The organism is Aquimarina sp. AU119, assembly GCF_900312735.1.
Classification (GTDB): domain Bacteria; phylum Bacteroidota; class Bacteroidia; order Flavobacteriales; family Flavobacteriaceae; genus Aquimarina; species Aquimarina algiphila.
This window is the reverse complement of the sequence record NZ_OMPF01000013.1, coordinates 124,812-144,303: the sequence shown is the minus strand read 5'-3', so window position 1 is coordinate 144,303 and position 19,492 is coordinate 124,812. Positions and strand designations below refer to the sequence as shown.

The window sequence follows — 19,492 nt, the reverse complement described above, 5'->3', positions numbered from 1 at the left end:
GTATCTCTTTTTTGGCTGCTACATAGAAAAGATTGTATTTTCATACAATAGAATTAACGTTAAAGTAAGTCATGAATAAAAAAACTTTACTCTTTATTTTAGGAATAGTTGTTGTTTTAATCGTATCGCTTGTTTATGGTAAAAAAGCAGGTTGGTTTGGAGAAAATGGCAATTTTAAAGAAGTGTCAATTACAAAAATTGAAAAAATTGATATTATCGAAACCGTTTCTGCAACGGGCAAAATTCAACCTGAAGTAGAGGTTAAACTTTCATCAGAGGTGTCAGGAGAGATAATAGATCTGCCAATTAAAGAAGGACAGCAAGTTAAGAAAGGAGATGTTTTAGTGCGTATAAACCCAGATATAATTCAGTCTGGATTAAATAGATCGCAAGCCGCATTAGAAAATGTTAGAGCAGGATTACAACAAGCAGAAGCAAGCCTCAAGGAAGCAAAACTTAGTTATGACCGAAACAAAGAACTATTTGAAAAAGGAGTGATTTCTAAAGCTGAGTGGGATAGAGCTGTATCTGCATTTGAAGGAGCTGAAGCAGGGAAACAATCTGCTTATTATAATGTTCGAAGTGCTCAGGCAACTGTTAATGAGGCGAAAGATAATTTAAGTAGAACTACTATTTATGCTCCAATGGAAGGTACAATTTCTAAATTATCGGTAGAATTAGGAGAAAGAGTTGTGGGAACGCAACAAATGGCAGGTACCGAGATTGTAAGAGTTGCTAATCTAAGTAATATGGAGGTCGAAGTTGATGTAAATGAAAATGATATTGTTAAGGTCACTATCGAAGATTCGACTATTGTTGAAGTAGATGCATATTTAAAAAAAGAATTTAAAGGATTAGTTACAGAAATAGCTAATTCTGCAGAAAATGCAGTAAGCGCAGATCAGGTAACTAATTTTAAGGTTAAAGTGAGGATTTTAGAAGAATCATATAAAGATTTGATTGATGGTAAACCAGAAAGCTATTCTCCCTTTCGCCCTGGGATGACTGCTACTGTTGATGTTATTACTGATAAAAGAAAAGGTGTGATAGGAGTCCCTATAAGTGCTATAGTGATTAAGAATGATACCTCTAGTGTAAAAGAGACCGTATCAAAAGATAAAATAACATCAAGTACCGATAAGAAATTCGAATGTGTATTCGTAAAGAATGGTGAAGTTGCAAAATTAAGGGTGGTAAAGACTGGGATTCAAGACGATAGTAATATTGAAATTATTAGTGGTTTGAAAGAAGGTGATGAAGTGATAACCGGACCATATAATGTAGTTACGAAGATTCTTAAAACCGGAGATAAAGTAAAATCAGAAACCGATAAAAAACCAAGTAAATAAGTACTTGTATTTGAGATTTCTCTCAGTATAAAACAAGTAATGAATGATGGTTGGGGAGATAAGATAATTTATCTATTTAGATTATCTTTGCCCAAATTTTAATCAATGGCCTATATTCTCTGTATAGAAACTTCAACAACAAATTGTTCTGTAGCTTTAGCCAAAGAAAGAGAGATAATTTGTTTAGAAGAAGATTATAATACATCATATTCTCACGCAGAAAGATTGCATAATTTTATTAATAAAGTTATATCAAGGGCTGGTATATCATTAAAAGATATTGCGGCAGTTGCAGTGAGTAAAGGGCCTGGTTCTTATACAGGATTAAGAATTGGAGTTTCTGCTGCAAAAGGACTGTGTTATGCGTTAGATATTCCATTAATTGCTATATCAACATTACGGTCATTGGCATTACAAATAGACTCAGAAAACGAAGCATATATCGTCCCTATGATTGATGCACGAAGAATGGAAGTGTATTCTGCAATTTTCTCTAATCAGAATGAACAGCTAAGGGATACAAAAGCAGAAATTCTCACTGAAGATTCCTTTAAAAAATATCTTGATAAGAAGAATGTGTATTTTGTTGGTAATGGCGTAGAGAAGTTTTCTGCCATATGCAATGCAAGTAATGCGATTTTTGTTGAAAACAAATTGCCATCTGCACAAGAGATGGCGGTATTGAGCCATTCTAAATATCAAGACAAAGATTTTGAAGATGTAGGGTATTTTGAACCTTATTATTTAAAAGATTTTGTAAGTGGTTAACTCTTTTCTTGTAGAGCTCTACTATTCAGTATTTATTAAAATACATTGTCATTTGTTGAAAATAAATGACAATGTACATACATGTATTTTCTTAGATATTTAATTTGCTCTATCGGTATTGCTTAAAAGGCTGTGCGAAGGACTAGAATCAGAGCTTTTTAAAGCATTGTATCTGGCAACAAAGCGAATAAGGTCCTCTTCCTTTTTTAAACGAATTTTTTCTTTCTTGAGGTATTCCTTGAGTTCATTTTCTTTATCGCTAAATGTTGCTAACATTTCTTTTTTATTTAAAGGGAGTTCCATGATCACTCCTGCTTCTTCTATATAATAGGTGATAACTTGTCTAATTTTACCAGGTTTAACAGCACTGCCACTAATTCCTTGATTCTCAACATCAGTTATGCTAAGAGAGTATTTTTTGTAAATACTATATAAATCTGTCAATTCTACTAATACATAATATCCTGGTCTGCTCAGGCCTCGTTGATTTTTAAAATTACAGTAGTAGAAATAGTTTTCCTCAATTCTTACATGAGTAGTTTGGTTTTTGACTAGTTCATATAATGTTGATTGAGACTTGTATTCTATAGCATCAGTTTGAATGTTATATCTTAATTTTGCATGATATGTAGTTGACTTTTCATGTATAACGCTAGATTCTTTATAGCTAGGATTCATATAAACAGATCCGGTATAATCACTATATGTATAATCTTCTTGAATGTCTGTAACTAAACTTTTCGGTAATTGGGCAAATGATAAAGATGATATTGTTAAAAATAAGAGTAGTGTTTTTCCCATAGTTTGTAATTTTAGGTTGAGTTTGTTAAGCGTTTGATTAAGAGCAATGTAGTTTTTTTAGTTTAATTGTTGTTGTTTGATTTGAGAATTTTTTAATTTTTTTGAATATTAAGATAAAAAGGTATTTGTACTAATAAATCCATATAATTTTAATCGTCTAACTACAAATTTCTATTTATAGTTAGACGATTAAAAATAATTGTATTGAAAAATAAGAATCTATATGGTCTAAGATCATTTCAAGTAAAAAAACAAAGTATTCATTAATTTCTACCTGAAGTAGCATTGCTTAGGAGACTTCTATTCTGGGAAGTTTCATCACTTTTTAATGCATTATATCGGGCAACAAAGCGAATAAGGTCCTCTTCCTTTTTTAGACGAATTTTTTCTTTCTTAATATATTCCTTAAGTTCATTTTCTTTATCGCTAAAAGTTGCTAGCATTTCTTTTTTATTGAGAGGCAATTCCATAATCACTTCAGCCTCTTCTATATAGTAAGAAGTAATAGTTCTAATTGATCCTGGTTCTGCAATACCACTGCTTACTATTGCTTTTTTTTCAGGGTCTTTAATTTCTAGCGTAAATCTTTTGTAAATACGATATCTATCTGTTAACTCTACTAATACATAATATCCCTCTCTATCAAGTCCTCTAGGACTTTTAAAATTACAATAGTAAAAATAATCACCATCGATTCGGGCATGCACGGTAGGTCTTTTAACTAATTCATACAATTCACCTGATCTAGATGTATGTTCTAATCCATCGTTATAAATGTTATATTTTAACTTGGCATCATAAGCGCTGGATTTTTCATCAATAACGCTAGATTCTTTATAACGAGATTTTAGATAAATACTTCCATCATATTCATCAAAAGTGTTTACTCTTGAGGTAGGTACGAGCAAACTTGTTGGTATTTGAGCAAACGAAGCAGAAAATGCTGCTAGGCATAAAACAAGTAGTATTCTCTTCATAATTCATCGATTTAGGTGTGATAAATTTAAAAAAATAACACTTTAAATAAAATTTTTATGGTTTTTTAGTACAATTTTTACGGATTATTCATTGAAAAGGCATTGCTTAATCAATTATTATGAAAAAAATAAGCAATTTAACAGAAAATTCACATAGATTTTTTACGTTAAAACCGTAATTTTTGTAAGATTTAAGTCACAAATACATGTTAATCAGCAAGTTTAAGAGATTAAAATCATCTATTATCTGCTAATTTTGATGCATTTTTAGAGAAATTATAAAAGCACTAGTCGATCATTTTAAGGACCTCGTTTGTGTCTTCAACCGGAAATTTACATGCATTATTTACACACGTATAAATCAATGTTCTATCTTGATCAAATCTATTTTTAAGTAATGCCTGGTCAGAATCAGATACACTTCCTGCCAATAACTTGTTGGGGATGTATGTTTGATTTAATTCTTTTAACTTATTTTCAGCATCATTTCCAACAATCACTAGTTCATAGAAATTAAAAGAAAAATTAAGCATAAGATCTAACCAATTAGAATATCCAGAAGCATACGATTCAATTTGTGGTTGAATATTATGAAGCATTTTCTCGCTTATTTCTTTATAATCAGAACGGTCATAATAATGAGATAGTAGAAATAGGTTTTTACCCATTATAGAATTGGATGCAGGAATTACATTGTCATTATATTCTATGGTTCGTGAAATAAGTTCTGGATCTTCATCTGAAGTGAAGTAGAATATATTTTTTGTTTTATCAAAGAAATGTGTTAACGTGTATTCTGTAAGTTGATTCGCTATGTCGAGCCATTCAGAATCAAAAGTATTTTGATAAAGAACAATAAATGCTTCGATAACAAGTGCATAATCTTCTAAGTAGCCATTCACTGTGCTTTTACCATTTTTATAATTATGAAACAATGATTGGTTATTTTGAAGTTGATTTTTTGTAATAAATGTTGCATTCTTTATTGCTGCATTAAGAAATGCTTTCTCCCCAAAAACACGATAAGCATCGAGGTAACCTTTTAACATTAAAGCATTCCAGGAAGTTAATGTCTTATCATCTAATCTTGGTCTTGAGCGTTCTTCACGTTCTTGAAGTAAAACTTTTTTCCAATTTGAAACTTTTTCAGCAAGTATTTCTGAATTTATATTATTATCATCAGATATTTTTTGATCAGTGTCCTTTCTTATTAGGACATAATTTTCTTTTTCCCAAAAACCATATGCGTTTATGTTGTAATATGAAGAAAAGAGCTCATAATCTTCTTCTAAAAGTTTTTTAAGCTCTTCTTTTGTCCATACATAAAAAGCACCTTCTTCTAACTCGCCTTCTGGAGTGTTGCTATCAGCATCTAATGAAGAATAAAAAGCACCCTCTTCATTAGTGAGTTCTCGTGATACAAAATCTAAAGTTTCATATACAACAGTTTTAAACCATGGATCTTTAGTGATGAGATATGCATCAGAATATAAACTTACTAGTTGAGCATTGTCATATAGCATTTTTTCAAAATGCGGAACGTGCCATTTGTCATCTGTAGAATATCTTGAAAAACCTCCTCCAATATGATCATAGACACCACCGTATGATATTTTTTGTAATGTGTTTTTTACAAAAGCTAATAATTCTTCATCATTTGTTTGGTAGGCGTATCGAAGTAAAAACTGATAATTATTTGGCATCATAAATTTTGGAACACGTTTTGTCCCACCTTTTTGATGATCAAAATTTGCACTCCATTCTTTAACAGATGAGGCAATGAATTCTTTTTCAAAATTGATTTCATTAGTATTTACATCAATAACATCTACGGCTTTTATACCTTGTTCAAGTTTATCAGCATATTCTACAAGTTTATCAGGTTGTTTTTCGTGTAATCCAGCAATTTGTTTGAGTGCGTCAACCCAGTTTCCTTTAGGAAAATATGTTCCTCCCCAAACGGGTCTTCCATCGGGTAACGTTATCATATTAAGTGGCCATCCACCACTACCGGTCATTAATTGTACCGCATTCATATATACCTGATCAATATCCGGACGCTCCTCACGATCGACTTTAATATTAATGAAATTAGTATTCATGATCTCTGCAACCTTTGGGTCTTCAAAGCTTTCATGCTCCATCACATGACACCAATGACAAGCTGCATACCCAATACTTACAATGATAAGCTTATTCTCTTTTTTGGCTTGATCCAGTGCTTTTTCTCCCCAAGGTTTCCAGTTTACAGGATTATGTGCATGCTGTAATAAATATGGACTGGTTTCATGAATTAAATCATTAGTGTATTCGTGTTCCATGGGTTGTGGTTTGTTTTGACTTGTGCAAGAGATATTTAAAATTAGTAAGATGAGAAACCAATATTTCATTTTTGTTTGACTTTAGTAATCCTTAAAAATATAAAAAGCATCCCAAGAATATTGAGATGCTGTCTAATTTTATGAAATAAATTAGATTTTCTTCATTTTAAGTATATCTAAACTTCAATATACAAATATGGATTATCTTAGAAAATACTATTGAGAATACTATTTTATTTCGAACGATACTTTAAGGTTTACTCTATACTCTGAGACTTCGTTATCTTTTATCATAACTTTTTGGTCAGATACCCAAGCTGATTTGATGTTTTTTACCGTTTTTCCAGCTTGTTTTATTCCATTTCTAGTTGCATCTTCCCAACCTTTTTCAGAGCTTGCTATTATTTCAATTACTTTAACAATTGCCATTTTAATGATTTTTTAGTTAATGTTTTACGAATAATCTCTAAGATACGAGATACTTTACTCTTTTGAAATAAAAAACAGGTATTCTTTTAACAGTTTTTTCGATGTAATCAAAGGTTTTTCGATGAACTACCCATTGATCGCTTCAACGTACTCTACTTTATCTTTCAACATCTCCTTCAGCATATTTTCAATTCCATTTTTTAAAGTAAAAGTGGAGGAAGGACATCCACTACATGCTCCTTGTAAAACCACTTTCACTCCTTTGCTCTCTGGATCATAAGAATCAAATAGAATATTCCCTCCATCACTTGCAACCGCTGGTTTTATATATTCTTCGATAATATTTATGATATCCTTAGAAACGTCATCTAGCTTTTCAAAGTCAACATCAGCTTGTTTTTCTGCTTCGCTTTTGGATACTGCGGCATTAGCAGATAGTACTTCTTTGCCTTGTTCGAGATAATTGCGTAAAAATTCTCTTATCTCTGTAGTGATATCATTCCAATCGGCCATATCGTACTTGCCAATAGAAATATAATTTTCATCTATATATACCTCTTTAACAAAAGGGAAATGAAATAATTCTTGTGCGAGAGGAGCTTCTGTCGCCTCATCTATGTTTTTAAATTCGTGTCCCGTAGTTACTAATTTCTTGTTTGCAACAAATTTAAGGACGGCTGGGTTAGGAGTACTTTCTGCATAGATTGTAATAGGAACCTTTTTTGTGACTTCGGTTTCTACTTCATTGATTACAGGTTCTCCGCTATTAAGATATGTTTTAATCTGTTCTGCTACCTCTTCTTGTACATCTGACCATTCTACAATATCATACTTATCAATGGCAACAAAATTTTGTGCGATAAATACTCTCTTTACAAAAGGTAAGTAGAACAATTGTTGGGCTAGAGGAGAGTTTTTAGCCTGATCTATATTCTCAAATTCATAACTAGTATGTTGAGTCAAAAAGTAGTTTGCTTCAAACTTAACAATTCCTGGATTTGAAGTCGCCTCTATTTTTATTTCAAAGTTCTTTTCCATGCGCTAATTTTTGGCAAATTTACTAAAAAGCAAAACGATATAAGTAGTGTAATTATATTGCTAACACTTTTTAACGTATTGTTCTTATAAAACTGTAAATCTGGTATTCTGACAAAAATTTATATCTTTGGAGCTGTCGTTAAGTAGCGATGAAGTGAAAAAAAAATGTGAATCCCTACAATATAAGCTGTTTTTATTAGTTAAGGTTAAATTCACAAATTCTATTTAGCCCCGTAAATGATAGAGCCCAAATGAACTTAAAAATATTTTATGTAGTCTTCTTAGCGTTAGTGTTTCAATTTGGATTTTCGCAAGAAGGAATACCTATATACTCTGATTATCTTTCAGATAACTTATATCTGGTGCATCCTGCAATGGCAGGTGCAGCCAATGCCAATAAGATCAGACTTACAGCTCGTAAGCAATGGTTTGATGTAGATAATGCGCCTAGCTTACAAACATTGAATCTTAATTTTAGAACCGGTGATAAATCTGGTTGGGGAGGAATCCTGTATAGAGATGAAAATGGAAGATTTTCTCAAACAGGGTTTTATGCTACGTATGCGTATCATCTATTATTTTCTAGAGATAGAACAGATTTAAATATGCTATCATTTGGTATGAGTGCAGGCTTCATACAATCTAATTTAGATTTAAGAGGGCTTGATGATCCTTCTGATCCTGATCCAGTAATATTGGATAGAGTTCAAAAAGATTTTTACTACAATGTAGATGTAGGATTGTCATATAATTTTTTAGAATGGTATGCTCATTTTACAGTCAAAAATATCTTACCGACAACTCGAGATACTTTTAATAATGATACTCCGGTGCAGGAATCTAATAATCAACGTAGATATGTATTTTCACTGGGATATTTATTTGGTATTGGGAATATTTTGAGCCTAGAGCCTTCTATTCTGTATCAGGCTACAGATGAAACCAAAGAAAGTACTATTGATGCTAATTTAAAAGCATATAAAGATTTTAACTTTGGAACTTTATGGGGTGGGATTTCTTACAGACGTAGTTTGGATGGAGCAGAATTTTCTCAAAATGGAACCTCGGTAGAAAGTCAACAATTACAGTATATAACACCATTTGTAGGGGTGAATTATAAAAAATGGTTGGTTGGATATACCTATAGTTATCAATCTAATTCTGTTGTACTTAGTGATGGTGGTTTTCACCAAATTACTTTGGGGTATGATTTTGGAGAACGTAAGGAAAGATGGAATTGTAAATGTCCTGCCGTTAATTCTAAATAAAATCAGAAACAGGTTTGCTGAAATTTTGTAAATCTAATTACATAAATTATTCTTTTAGGATATTTATTTTTCATGATTAAAAATCATATTCGCATCCAATACTTTTAAATCTAATATCAATACATTGTGTTGGGGTTTGCAGAATCTTTAGGGATTTGTTGAATTGAATCCCAGTGCTCACATATTTTTCCGTTCTCATCAAACCGAAAAAAATCCATGGTTACATACTCATCATTGTCAGGCCATTTTTGATGTGTGTGAAGCGCTACTAGATTTTCTTCAGCAATACATCTCACAAATTCAATTGATTTATCAGGATATTCTTTTTGCATTCTTTCAAAATATGCTATAAATCCTTCGATGCCATCTGCCACATCAGGATTGTGTTGAATATATTCTTTACCTACATACTTAGTGATGGCATCTTTTGGGTTTCCTTCATATGCCGTTTTGTAAAATGCAATTGCATTTTTTTTGTTTTCCTTTAGATTCATGTGCTATATTTTATTAAAGGATTAATTTTTTAAATCGTATAATAACAATATAAACATATTACGGTTCTAAATTATTAGAAGCGTAATATGTTTCAGAATTCTAAAAAAGTTACTTCATGTGCTGCGATTAAACACTACTTTTTTTATTGTAGCTTCAGTTTTTTCTTGTTATTTAGGCATTATTGGAAGGCGATTTCCTTCAAGTTCTACTGCACTATCAGAAGACAACAACTCATCCAATTCGTAAACATTTGTATAACCATAACCAAATAGATTTATAAATGTTGGAATATTTAAAGCCAATGTTTTTTCGGGGAAAGGTTCATTTTTTGGTGAAGTCTTTTTTGGTGATATCTTCTTTGTGGGGAAAGCTTCCAAAAAAGGATATTTCTGTTCAAAATTGTTATTACAATAAATTAATATTCTCGTGTCTTTAGTAGGTATAATACGAGATAAGGTTTCTATTGTGAAGTCAGAAAAATTGAGATGAACAGCACCTTTTATATGCATCTTATCGTACATTTTTTTTGAACGGGTATCCAAAATTATAGTGTTTTTATTTTTTGACATTTTATTGAATTTTGCGAAACTTATAAGTCTGTTTGCTCTGTGCAATTTTGCATCTTTTACAACTTCTTCAAAAAAACTAAAATTTACATATGCTTTAGGATACTCTCTGTTTTTCTGTGATAGCATGGATAATGGCATTAGCGTTAGTATCATTATGGTTATTGTGGCTCTCATAGTTATAGTGTTTTTTAATTTTCCCAAGAAAATGATTTTTCTCTACCTTGTTTTTTTATAGCATTTAGTAATGCGGTTTCCAGATTAGAATCGTCTTTTTTACTGTTTTCTTTAATGTATTGCATACGTTTCTTATTTAGGTCATTTATTTTGCCTTGTATTTCTTTACGGGCATTACTTTTTTCAGCTATATATTGCTTTAATTCTTTCTCAGACTTATCCTTTAACTCTACAGGTAATTCTTCTTTTGCTACTTTTTCAACTTCAAAACTTTCATCTTCCACAGCATCAATCAGGTCCCAACTTTTGTTTTTGTAAAAACCAGAGCTCTTACTTACGGTTCTGCTTACCGCATTTGCAGGACTATATGATCTAGCATTATGATCTTGTTCTGCCTGTAACTCTCTTTTTTGAGCTCCTCGATGACCATAATAGATATATGTACCGTTTAGTTTATTGTTTAACTCAAGAATGATATCATCATATGGTGTTGCAATATGAATAGTTTCTCTATTATGGTCTATTGCGCTATATTCTCCACGAGTTAGATCTGCTCCGTGTTTCCACATGGTATCTATCCCTTGTCTAAAATTACCACAAAAGATAGTATTGATTGTAATATCTTTTTCTGACGCATCTGTAGCAGCATCTTTATAATTTACAGGTCCTTGAGTAAAGGGTTCGTTTCCTGCTATGAATATCAGTTTAAGATGATCATTATTCTTTTTCCAATTTAATTGATTGATTGACGTAGTGATCACTTTACCACAATATTCATTTCCGCCATTAGTAGTTAATGCAAAAAGCTCTTTTGATATTTCATCTAAATCATTAGAAAAAGGTAATACCTGTCTTATAAAACCTTCTTGAGAAGGTAAGCCATCGTTGCCGTACTCATACAATGCAATCTCTAGTTTTATTGTATTATGACCACACTTGGCATATGATAATTCATTTACAATTTCCCAAAGCTGTGCTTTGGCTTGATCAATAAGACCATCCATACTGTTACTAGTATCTAATAATAGTGCTACTTGTATATTACGTGTATTTGGATCTGTTTTGGTGGTTTCAATTAAATGATTTTTCTCATTTTGAAATGCTAGTTCGGAGTTTGATTTATGGTTTGCATTACAAGAAATAGTAATTAATACACTCAGCATACTCCATGTAAAAAATGTCTTCATAGTTTCTTTTTTTAATTCTGGATAAAATTATATCGAACTTTTCTGTATAAAAACCTATAATGAGGGATTGCGTATGATGGATGAGTGAACACTCTTATATAATTAGCGAGTTATCTTTTTTATGCTAAAAAGCTGCTATAAAACGATATAATCTGTAAATGCTGATTTTATTTTCCCAGTTAAATGGATTAAGTTTACCTAGATTTAATAGTGAATAATGAAGAAGATAGGTTTAATAATAATATTTCTCTTGTTTTTGCCAATGTTGATTTTGGGGCAAGAGAATGCTGCTGCAAGACGATCTGCATCCATGAGTATTAAGGGCTCGGTTAAGGAGAAAAGTACTCGAAAAGCTATCCCAGGTGCAGAAGTTACAATACTTGGAAAAGGAACAATTACAACAGATATATTTGGAGATTTTAAAATTCAAGCTCAGGTTGGTGATGAACTGGTGATTTCTCATGATACTTTTAATACCGTAAGATATACTATTGTAGATGGACAAAGGATTGATATAGAGGTTGATGATCATCCGGTTGTAAAAAAATCAAAAATTGCTTCTGAAAAAAAACGTGAATCTACGTATCAGAAAAATCTAAAAGCAGCAAAAGGCGCATTAAAAAAGGATGCCGCAACGAGTATCGAATATATAACGAATGCACTGGAAACAGTACGTGATGATGATCCATCATCAGATAATAAGAAAGCCGAATTGTTTGAGACGCTTGCAGATATTTATAGGCATTGGAAACAACCTGATCTGGCTGAGAGTAATTATTTGATGAGTCTTAAAAATAGAGCAAATACTACAGTAAAAATCAAATTAGGGAACGCTCAACTCGAAAACAAGAATTTTCAGGGTGCTTTAAATACATTTTCTCAATTAGAACGATCTAGATTAAATTCTGAACAAAAAGTAAAGGTATATCAAGGTTTAGGAGATAGTTATAAGGGGTTGCAGAATTTTGCTAATGCAAGATTAAATTATAATAAAGCATTGTCTATAAGTCAAAGAAAGGGTTTTGATGATATTGTTATTTCATTGAATTCTTTACTGGCAGGAGTATTACAGGAAGAAGGGAATACAAGAGATGCAGAAGGATATCTTGATAATTCGGTACAGTTAGCTGATCAAAAGGATAAAAAAACATCTGCCAGACAAAGAGCTGTGGCTGCAGATTTTTATAATAAGAGTAACCGTTTTGATAAAGAAATACAATTGCGAAAAGAAGCTCTTGAAGATATTGAAGAGATACAGGAGCAGGAGATCACCAGTGGTGTCGCTCCAGTGGAAGAGGATAATGCATTGACTCCACAAGTACAAAATTATAAAATAGCTAGAGCTTTTGCGGCGCAAGAAGAGTATGATGAGGCGATTCCTTATTTGGAAGAAAGTATTAAAGAGGCAGAATCAAAAAATGACCTGATTGTCCAAAAAGATGCTACTAGAAAATTAGGAGAAGTATATCGAGAAAAAGGAGAGTTAGAAAAAGCATCTAATGCGTTTAAAGAATACGAAGTAATTATTGATAAGTTATATATTCAAAAGGATCAAGAGATCTCACAAGCGGCTCGTTTTAGTAGAGAATTAGCTCAAAGAGCAAATCGTATTACTACCTTAGAAAAGGATAGGGAACTTAATGAAGCAAGGTATGAATTGGCATTTGCCTCACAACAATTGATAAATCAACAGAGTCTTAGGCAACAAAATGTGATTTATTTTTTAATTGGGCTAACATTATTATTACTTCTTGCAGCGTATTTGATGTTTCGTAACATGAAACAACAACGTTATGCTAATAATCTTTTGGCACTTAAATCATTGCGATCCCAAATGAATCCACATTTTATATTTAATGCCTTAAACTCTGTAAATACATTTATAGCAACAAGTGATGAGAGAACAGCTAACAGATACTTAACAGATTTCTCACTATTAATGAGAGCTGTTTTAGAAAATAGTGAAGAAGATTTCATTCCGCTAGAAAAAGAGATAGAACTCTTAAGGCTATATGTACAACTGGAACATTTTAGATTTCAAGATAAATTTGAATATACGGTTGAAGTAGATTCAGAAATTGATGTTAATGAGTATATGATACCGCCAATGCTGTTACAACCTTATGTAGAGAATGCGGTATGGCATGGATTACGTTATAAATCTGAAAAAGGAATTTTATCGATACGTTTTCAAAAAATTACTTCAGATAGTATAGAAATTACAATTATGGATAATGGTATTGGGCGTAAGAAATCTAAAGAACTAAAAACACAAAATCAAAAATTACAGAAGTCCAGAGGAATGGGTAATATAAAAAAGAGAATTGCAATCCTTAATAAAATGTATAAAGATAAGGTGGATGTATTTATATCCGATTTAGAAAATGATCAAGAAGGAACTCAGGTAAAATTAATGCTTAAGAAAGATAAATAAATGAACTTAACTGCAATTATAGTAGACGATGAAGCAAATAGTAGAACTATTCTTAGAAATTATTTGGGTAAATATTGCCCTTCGGTTTCGATCTTGGGAGAAGCTGCAAGTGTGAAAGAAACATTAGAACAGTTAGAATCTCATACTCCTGATTTATTGTTTTTGGATGTAGAAATGCCTTACGGGAATGCGTTTGATTTACTGGAGCAAGTTCCTGATCGTACATTCGAAATTGTTTTTGTGACGGCATATGACCACTATGCGGTAGACGCTTTAAATGCGCAAGCAACATATTACTTGTTAAAACCAATTGCGATAGATAACCTTATTAAGGCTGTTGATCATGTTACTCATATTAAACAACGAGAGGCGGTGCTTCAGGATGCTGTTCTAGTTCCTAAAGTTACTGCTGCAGAAGGTAAAATTACGATTCCTCAACAAGATGGTTTTGAGGTGTTGCAAATTTCTAACATTTTGTATTGTGAAGCTGATGATAACTATACCAAGATTTATCTTGACAAAGGTCAGAAGCTGGTAAGCAAAACTCTTAAATATTTTGAGGAATCTTTGAATCTTCATGGATTTGCACGGATTCACAAAAGTTATTTGGTTAATGTAAGTAAAATTATACGGTATAGAAAAGGGAAGGGAGGGAGTATCGAACTTTCCTCGGGTAAGGAGTTACCTGTGTCTTCTTCTAAAAAAGGAGCTTTATTAGATTACTTTAAATAAGAGTTAAAAATCTAAAGCATTTACGGTATATCTAATGGAGTGATTTGTGTTGAGTATTGCTTTTAACGTTTTTGTGTCGCTATTCGTATATAAGCTATGATTTCCAATCTCTGATTTTTGATTCAGAAGATTGTTTTTGATTAATATGGCTTTTGTTTGTCTTGCTACAGCTTCACCAGAATCAATGATGGTAACCTGATCAGAAAGCATATCTTTTAAAATAGGTATAAGGTAAGGGTAGTGTGTGCATCCCAAAACGAGATAATCAATATTTTTGTTGATCATTGGAGTTATATACGAATATAAAAGGGCCCTCATTTCCTTAGTGTCTTTCTTGCCTTCTTCTATTAGTTCTACTAAGCCGGTACCTATTACTTCTATTACTTCTATATTTTGAGCATACAAATCTGATGTCTTTGCAAATAACTCACTAGAAAGGGTGCCTTTTGTGGCAAGAACTCCTACTTTTTTTGTTTTTGTATTAATCGCCGCGGGTTTTATAGCAGGCTCTATTCCTATAATAGGGATGTTGTAAGTCGACCTTAATACTTTTATTGCATTGGTGGTAGCTGTATTGCATGCAACTACAATAATTTTACAGTTTAACTCTAGTAATTTCTCAGTATTCTTAATACTTAGCGAAGTTATTTCTTCTTTGCTTCGTTTGCCATAAGGGGCATATTTACTATCGGCCAAAAAAATAGTGTCTTCATGAGGAAGTAGTGATATGATTTCTTTCCAGATAGAAGTCCCTCCAACACCAGAGTCAAATATACCGATAGGCTGTTTTTGCATTAGTACAAGATAGTTTATTCCAAAAATAAAAAAACAGTGAGAAGAGACTCACTGTTTTTCTAAATTTTATAAAAAGATAAAGTTATACTTATATTCCTAGATCTTTCTTTACATCAGCCATAAGATTCTTACCGTCAGCCATAATGACTCCTGTTCCTGTGGTTGAATCAAGTACATACTGAAATCCTTGTGCTCTAGCAACCTTTTGGATAGATGTACGTGCTTTTTCATATATTGGCTTTAAAAGCTCAACTTCTTTCTTTTGAAGATCCTGTAAAGCATTTTGTCTGTAATCATTAATACTTTTTTCTGTAGTTTGTATTTCTTGTTGTCTTTTTAGGTTCTCTTCATCAGTTTTAGTTTCTGCTTCTTGAGAATATTTCTTTATAGTATTTTGCAGCTCTAGTACCATATTTCTTATCTCTGCATCATAAGTCTTATTAAGTTTCTCCACTTCACTTTTGGCTGCTTTAAAAGCAGGCATTGCCTCTACAAGCTCTTGGGATGCTATATGTGCTACTTTTGATTGAGCATTTACAAAACTTGATGTTCCTATAGTAATCGCAATAGCTACTAGTAATGTTCTAAATTGTTTCATTTGTAAGTAATATTAAAGGGTGTTATAAATTTATAAAATTAATTTTTTAATTATTGTTATCTTCAGCATTGTTATTATCCAGATTCTCTTTTTTAGCTTTTAATGCTTTTATAGAATCTTTTTTTCTTTTTTGTATTTCTAACAATTTTGCTCTTCTTGCTTCAAACTCTTTCTTTTTTGCAGCTCGTATAGAGTCTCTTTCTGCCTTACGTTCTGCTAGAAGTTGCTCTCTGTCTGATAGCCTTTTTTGAGCCAGTCTTTCTCTATCTGTTACTTCTTTTTCTTGTTCTGCATTTCTCTTTTCGGCTCTTTCCAGAGCTTTCTTTTCTTGTTTGCTATTAAGTTGTTTTCTTTTTGAAACTCTATTTATTCTTAATAGTACCTGATCACTAATATCATATCTATCTGCAGAATATAACATTACTAAATCGGCAGTTTTATCAAAGATAAAATCATATTTCTTATTTTTTGCAACTTCTTGCACTGCTACAAAAACCTGATCTTGTACCGGCTGTACTAGCCTCTTTTTCTGGATAAACAAATCTCCATTAGGACCGAAACGTTTTTGTTGATATTCTAATATTTCTTTTTCTTTAAAAAAGATATCTTCTTCTCTTTCTTCAATTAATTCTTTGGTTAATAGAACCCTTTCACTATTTAGGTCTTTTCGCATTTCTTCTACTTCTTTAAGCTCTGCTTCGATTTCAACTTTCCATTTTTGAACTTTGGTTTCAAGCTCAGAGGAAGCTTCATTATATTCAGGAACATTTTCAAGGATATAGTCCATATCTATATAACCAATCCTGATACCTTTCTGTGCGTTTATTGCTTGTGTAAAAAATAGCCAACTGATTGCTGCAACTAGTAAAAGACCCTTTGTTTTCATAATTTTGTGTATATATTGAAATAATCGTGCCAAAACTAAAACTGTTGTCCTATAATGAAGTGGGTTTCCCATCCATTTGGTTGATTTGTTCCAGGAATAGGGTCGAAACCATATCCAAAATCTATACCAAGTAATCCAAAAGCTGGCATAAAGATACGTAAACCTGCACCAGCTGAACGACTTAGTTGAAAAGGGTTAAATCTCTTAAAACTATCATAAGAAGCACCCCCTTCTAAAAACCCTAACATATATATGGATGCTGCAGGTTTTAGCGTTATAGGATAACGAAGTTCTAACGAATATTTATTATAAATTGTTGCCCCATCGGCATCAAAATCTTGATTATTTGTTCTGCTTTGAGGAGTAATCGACTGATTAGGGTATCCTCTTAATGCAATAACTTCTCTACCATCCAAACTCGTTGCGCCTAGACCATCTCCTCCTAAGAAAAATCGTTCGAAAGGAATATTACCTCTATCATTGTTATAAGCTCCTAAGAACCCATACTCTGCTCTTGTTCTTAAAACTAAAGGTTTTGTCCCTATATTAATTAAACTAGTATACCAGGTTCCATCAAATTTAAGTTTATAGTATTCTAGCCATTTAAAACGTTCTTGATCAATTTCTCCAATCTCAGTAGATATTTCAGCACTCCTTACAACATCTCTAGTGTCAGAAGGGTTAAGGTTAGATCTTTCTTCTTCTAAAGCATCTCTTTGGCTGGCTAATTCACTATAATCAACTCCGTCAAAAAGCGAGTAAGGAACAGATAGTTTAGCTACAATATTAAACTCAGATCCTCCCGTTGGGAAAATTGGGTTAACTGTAGTATTGTTTCTGTTTATACCAATGGTATAGGATAAATCATTAGATGAACCATTACCAAAGGTAAATAATCTTGTGTTATAATTTTTTAGATTATAATGTCTTACACTAATAGCTTGAGATAGTGTGAAATAATTATCGGGCCAATTTAATCTTTTTGCAATACCAATGGATCCACCTGTGATCAGGAATTTACTATCTCTATCCACATTCCTTGTTCTATTATTTAATAAGAATTGTATGGTGTGAGAAAATGAAGTAGAAAGCTGGTAAGGTCTTTTTCCTCCTAGCCAAGGCTCAACAAATGAAAGGCTATAGGTTTGAAAAAATCTACTTGCCTGTGCTCTAACTCTAAGTGTTTGACCGTCACCCATCGGTAAAGGACTGTATGATTCTTTATTGAAAATATTACGTATAGAAAAGTTGCTGAAGGCCAGTCCTAGTGTTCCGACGAAACCACCACCACCAAAACCACCTTGAAGCTCAATCTGGCTGGATCCTTTTTCTACAACCGGGTAATTGATATCGATAGTACCTGCTTGTGGGTTTGCATTCTGGAATTGAGGTTCTAATTGTTCTGGGTCAAAAAATCCTAATTGACCTAATTCACGAACTGTGCGTACTACAAGATCTTTACTATATCGTTGACCAGGTTTGGTTCTTAGTGTTCTGTAAATTACATGGTCATTTGTTTTATCATTTCCTGTAACAGTAATATGATCAAAATACGTAAGCTTTCCTTCACGAATTCTTATCTCAAAATCAAGAGTGTCATTGTATACTTTGGTTTCTACTGCATCAATAGAGGAGAATAGGTATCCATTATTTTGATATAAGTTTGTCAAGTCGTTTGCATCTGGTTTTGTGTTGTCTGCAATTTGTTTTTCCAAAAGTACACCGTTATACACATCCCCTTTTTTGATAACCAGTTGTCTAGCCAATTGCCTGTCTGTATACACACTGTTACCAAGAAATGTAATATTACCAAAGTAATACTTGTTTCCTTCCTCAATGTTAAGATTTAAAGATATGCTATTGTCATCTTCTACGATAAGGCTATCAGAAGTTATACGAGCATCTCTATAACCTTTTTCTTTATATTTTGTTATGATATTATCCTTATCTTCTTCATAATCTGCTTTGATGTATTTTGAGCGTTTCCAGAATCTTAGAGGTTTCTTACGTTTTGTGTTTTTCATTGCCCTGCGCACTTTAGCATTAGACAACTGTTCGTTTCCTTCAATGTTGATTCTATCTACCTTTACGCGATCACCTTTGTCAATGCGGACAACCATATTTACTTTATTACTAGCCACAGTATCCTTTACTGGGATGGTATTAATCACAACTTTTGTGTTAAGATAACCATCTTTTCTGTATTTGTTGGTAATAAAGTTACGTGTCGTAGTTGTAAGGTTTTCGGTCACTTTGGCACCTTTTGTAAGTCCATTGTCTTTGATTAATTCTTCAGACTTACGTTTCTTTATTCCTTCAATACGTGCTTCATTTAATTCTGGAACTTCTTGTATATTGATTTCAAGATTTGCAACCTCTCCTTCTACATCGGTGATGTAAAAGTTAATGTCACTAAATAGCTCTAAATCCCATAATTTTTTGATGACTTTACTTATTTCGTCTCCTGGTAAAAAAATACGTTCTCCTTTTTGAAGGCCTGTAAAAGTGATTACAGTATTCTCATTATAACTGGTAATACCGGTAACTTTAATATCTCCAATAATATATTCTTTCCCGTTAGCACCAGGTAAATTTTGTGCAGAAAGTGATATTGAATTTATTAATAAGGCGAGTAACGTAAAATACGTAATAGGTAATTTTTTTGTCATTT

The 19,492-nt window shown here is 32.3% G+C and carries 17 protein-coding genes; 5 read left to right on the top strand and 12 right to left on the bottom strand.

All coding sequences use genetic code 11. The features are described from left to right. The first annotated feature begins 71 nt into the window (after positions 1–71). Entirely contained in the window at positions 72–1,349 is a 1,278-nt protein-coding gene (locus DK442_RS09235; RefSeq protein ID WP_109435578.1) for an efflux RND transporter periplasmic adaptor subunit, read from the top strand. A gap of 105 nt (positions 1,350–1,454) precedes the next feature. Next, the gene (tsaB, locus tag DK442_RS09230; RefSeq protein ID WP_109435577.1) at positions 1,455–2,117 is read left to right on the top strand and encodes a tRNA (adenosine(37)-N6)-threonylcarbamoyltransferase complex dimerization subunit type 1 TsaB; all 663 of its coding nucleotides are present in this window, start codon (positions 1,455–1,457) and stop codon (positions 2,115–2,117) included. 99 nt (positions 2,118–2,216) lie between these two features. Here the strand turns inward: tsaB and DK442_RS09225 are convergent, their stop codons facing one another. From DK442_RS09225 to DK442_RS09205, 5 genes are all read right to left on the bottom strand, one after another. Then, on the bottom strand, positions 2,217–2,918 hold the full coding sequence (locus DK442_RS09225; RefSeq protein ID WP_109435576.1) for a hypothetical protein: 702 nt from the start codon (positions 2,916–2,918) through the stop codon (positions 2,217–2,219). Between the two features lie 263 nt (positions 2,919–3,181). After that, entirely contained in the window at positions 3,182–3,895 is a 714-nt protein-coding gene (locus DK442_RS09220; RefSeq protein ID WP_109435575.1) for a hypothetical protein, read from the bottom strand. Between the two features lie 287 nt (positions 3,896–4,182). Beyond that, positions 4,183–6,216, bottom strand: coding sequence for a thioredoxin domain-containing protein (locus DK442_RS09215; RefSeq protein WP_109435909.1), 2,034 nt, complete (start codon positions 6,214–6,216; stop codon positions 4,183–4,185). 228 nt (positions 6,217–6,444) lie between these two features. After that, complete coding sequence (locus tag DK442_RS09210; protein ID WP_109435574.1) at positions 6,445–6,645, bottom strand: dodecin family protein; 201 nt, start codon at positions 6,643–6,645, stop codon at positions 6,445–6,447. Positions 6,646–6,771: 126 nt separating this feature from the next. Next, on the bottom strand, positions 6,772–7,683 hold the full coding sequence (locus DK442_RS09205) for a NifU family protein (RefSeq protein ID WP_109435573.1): 912 nt from the start codon (positions 7,681–7,683) through the stop codon (positions 6,772–6,774). 251 nt (positions 7,684–7,934) lie between these two features. Between DK442_RS09205 and DK442_RS09200 the strand changes: the two genes are divergently transcribed. Next, positions 7,935–8,951 (top strand): type IX secretion system membrane protein PorP/SprF, encoded by a 1,017-nt coding sequence (locus tag DK442_RS09200; protein WP_109435572.1) that lies wholly within the window; start codon positions 7,935–7,937, stop codon positions 8,949–8,951. A 116-nt stretch (positions 8,952–9,067) separates the two neighbouring features. Here the strand turns inward: DK442_RS09200 and DK442_RS09195 are convergent, their stop codons facing one another. From DK442_RS09195 to DK442_RS09185, 3 genes are all read right to left on the bottom strand, one after another. Continuing rightward, positions 9,068–9,445, bottom strand: coding sequence for a nuclear transport factor 2 family protein (locus DK442_RS09195; RefSeq protein ID WP_109435571.1), 378 nt, complete (start codon positions 9,443–9,445; stop codon positions 9,068–9,070). A 168-nt stretch (positions 9,446–9,613) separates the two neighbouring features. Next, positions 9,614–10,216, bottom strand: coding sequence for a rhodanese-like domain-containing protein (locus DK442_RS09190; protein WP_109435570.1), 603 nt, complete (start codon positions 10,214–10,216; stop codon positions 9,614–9,616). Then, the gene (locus DK442_RS09185; protein WP_109435569.1) at positions 10,204–11,376 is read right to left on the bottom strand and encodes a VWA domain-containing protein; all 1,173 of its coding nucleotides are present in this window, start codon (positions 11,374–11,376) and stop codon (positions 10,204–10,206) included. The genes DK442_RS09190 and DK442_RS09185 overlap by 13 nt, the downstream gene beginning before the upstream one ends. Before the next feature lie 217 nt (positions 11,377–11,593). Here DK442_RS09185 and DK442_RS09180 point away from each other — a divergent pair, with 217 nt between their 5' ends. After that, positions 11,594–13,810 (top strand): histidine kinase, encoded by a 2,217-nt coding sequence (locus DK442_RS09180; protein ID WP_109435568.1) that lies wholly within the window; start codon positions 11,594–11,596, stop codon positions 13,808–13,810. Continuing rightward, positions 13,811–14,542, top strand: a complete 732-nt coding sequence (locus DK442_RS09175; RefSeq protein WP_109435567.1) for a LytTR family DNA-binding domain-containing protein — start codon at positions 13,811–13,813, stop codon at positions 14,540–14,542. A gap of 3 nt (positions 14,543–14,545) precedes the next feature. Here DK442_RS09175 and murI read toward each other — a convergent pair whose 3' ends face one another. The 4 genes from murI to DK442_RS09155 form a co-directional block, all read right to left on the bottom strand. After that, positions 14,546–15,337, bottom strand: a complete 792-nt coding sequence (gene murI / locus DK442_RS09170) for a glutamate racemase (RefSeq protein ID WP_109435566.1) — start codon at positions 15,335–15,337, stop codon at positions 14,546–14,548. Between the two features lie 88 nt (positions 15,338–15,425). Further along, positions 15,426–15,935, bottom strand: a complete 510-nt coding sequence (locus tag DK442_RS09165; RefSeq protein ID WP_109435565.1) for an OmpH family outer membrane protein — start codon at positions 15,933–15,935, stop codon at positions 15,426–15,428. Between the two features lie 46 nt (positions 15,936–15,981). Further along, positions 15,982–16,821, bottom strand: coding sequence for an OmpH family outer membrane protein (locus DK442_RS09160; protein WP_109435564.1), 840 nt, complete (start codon positions 16,819–16,821; stop codon positions 15,982–15,984). 35 nt (positions 16,822–16,856) lie between these two features. Further along, positions 16,857–19,490, bottom strand: coding sequence for an outer membrane protein assembly factor (locus DK442_RS09155; protein WP_109435563.1), 2,634 nt, complete (start codon positions 19,488–19,490; stop codon positions 16,857–16,859). Between the last annotated feature and the right edge of the window lie 2 nt (positions 19,491–19,492).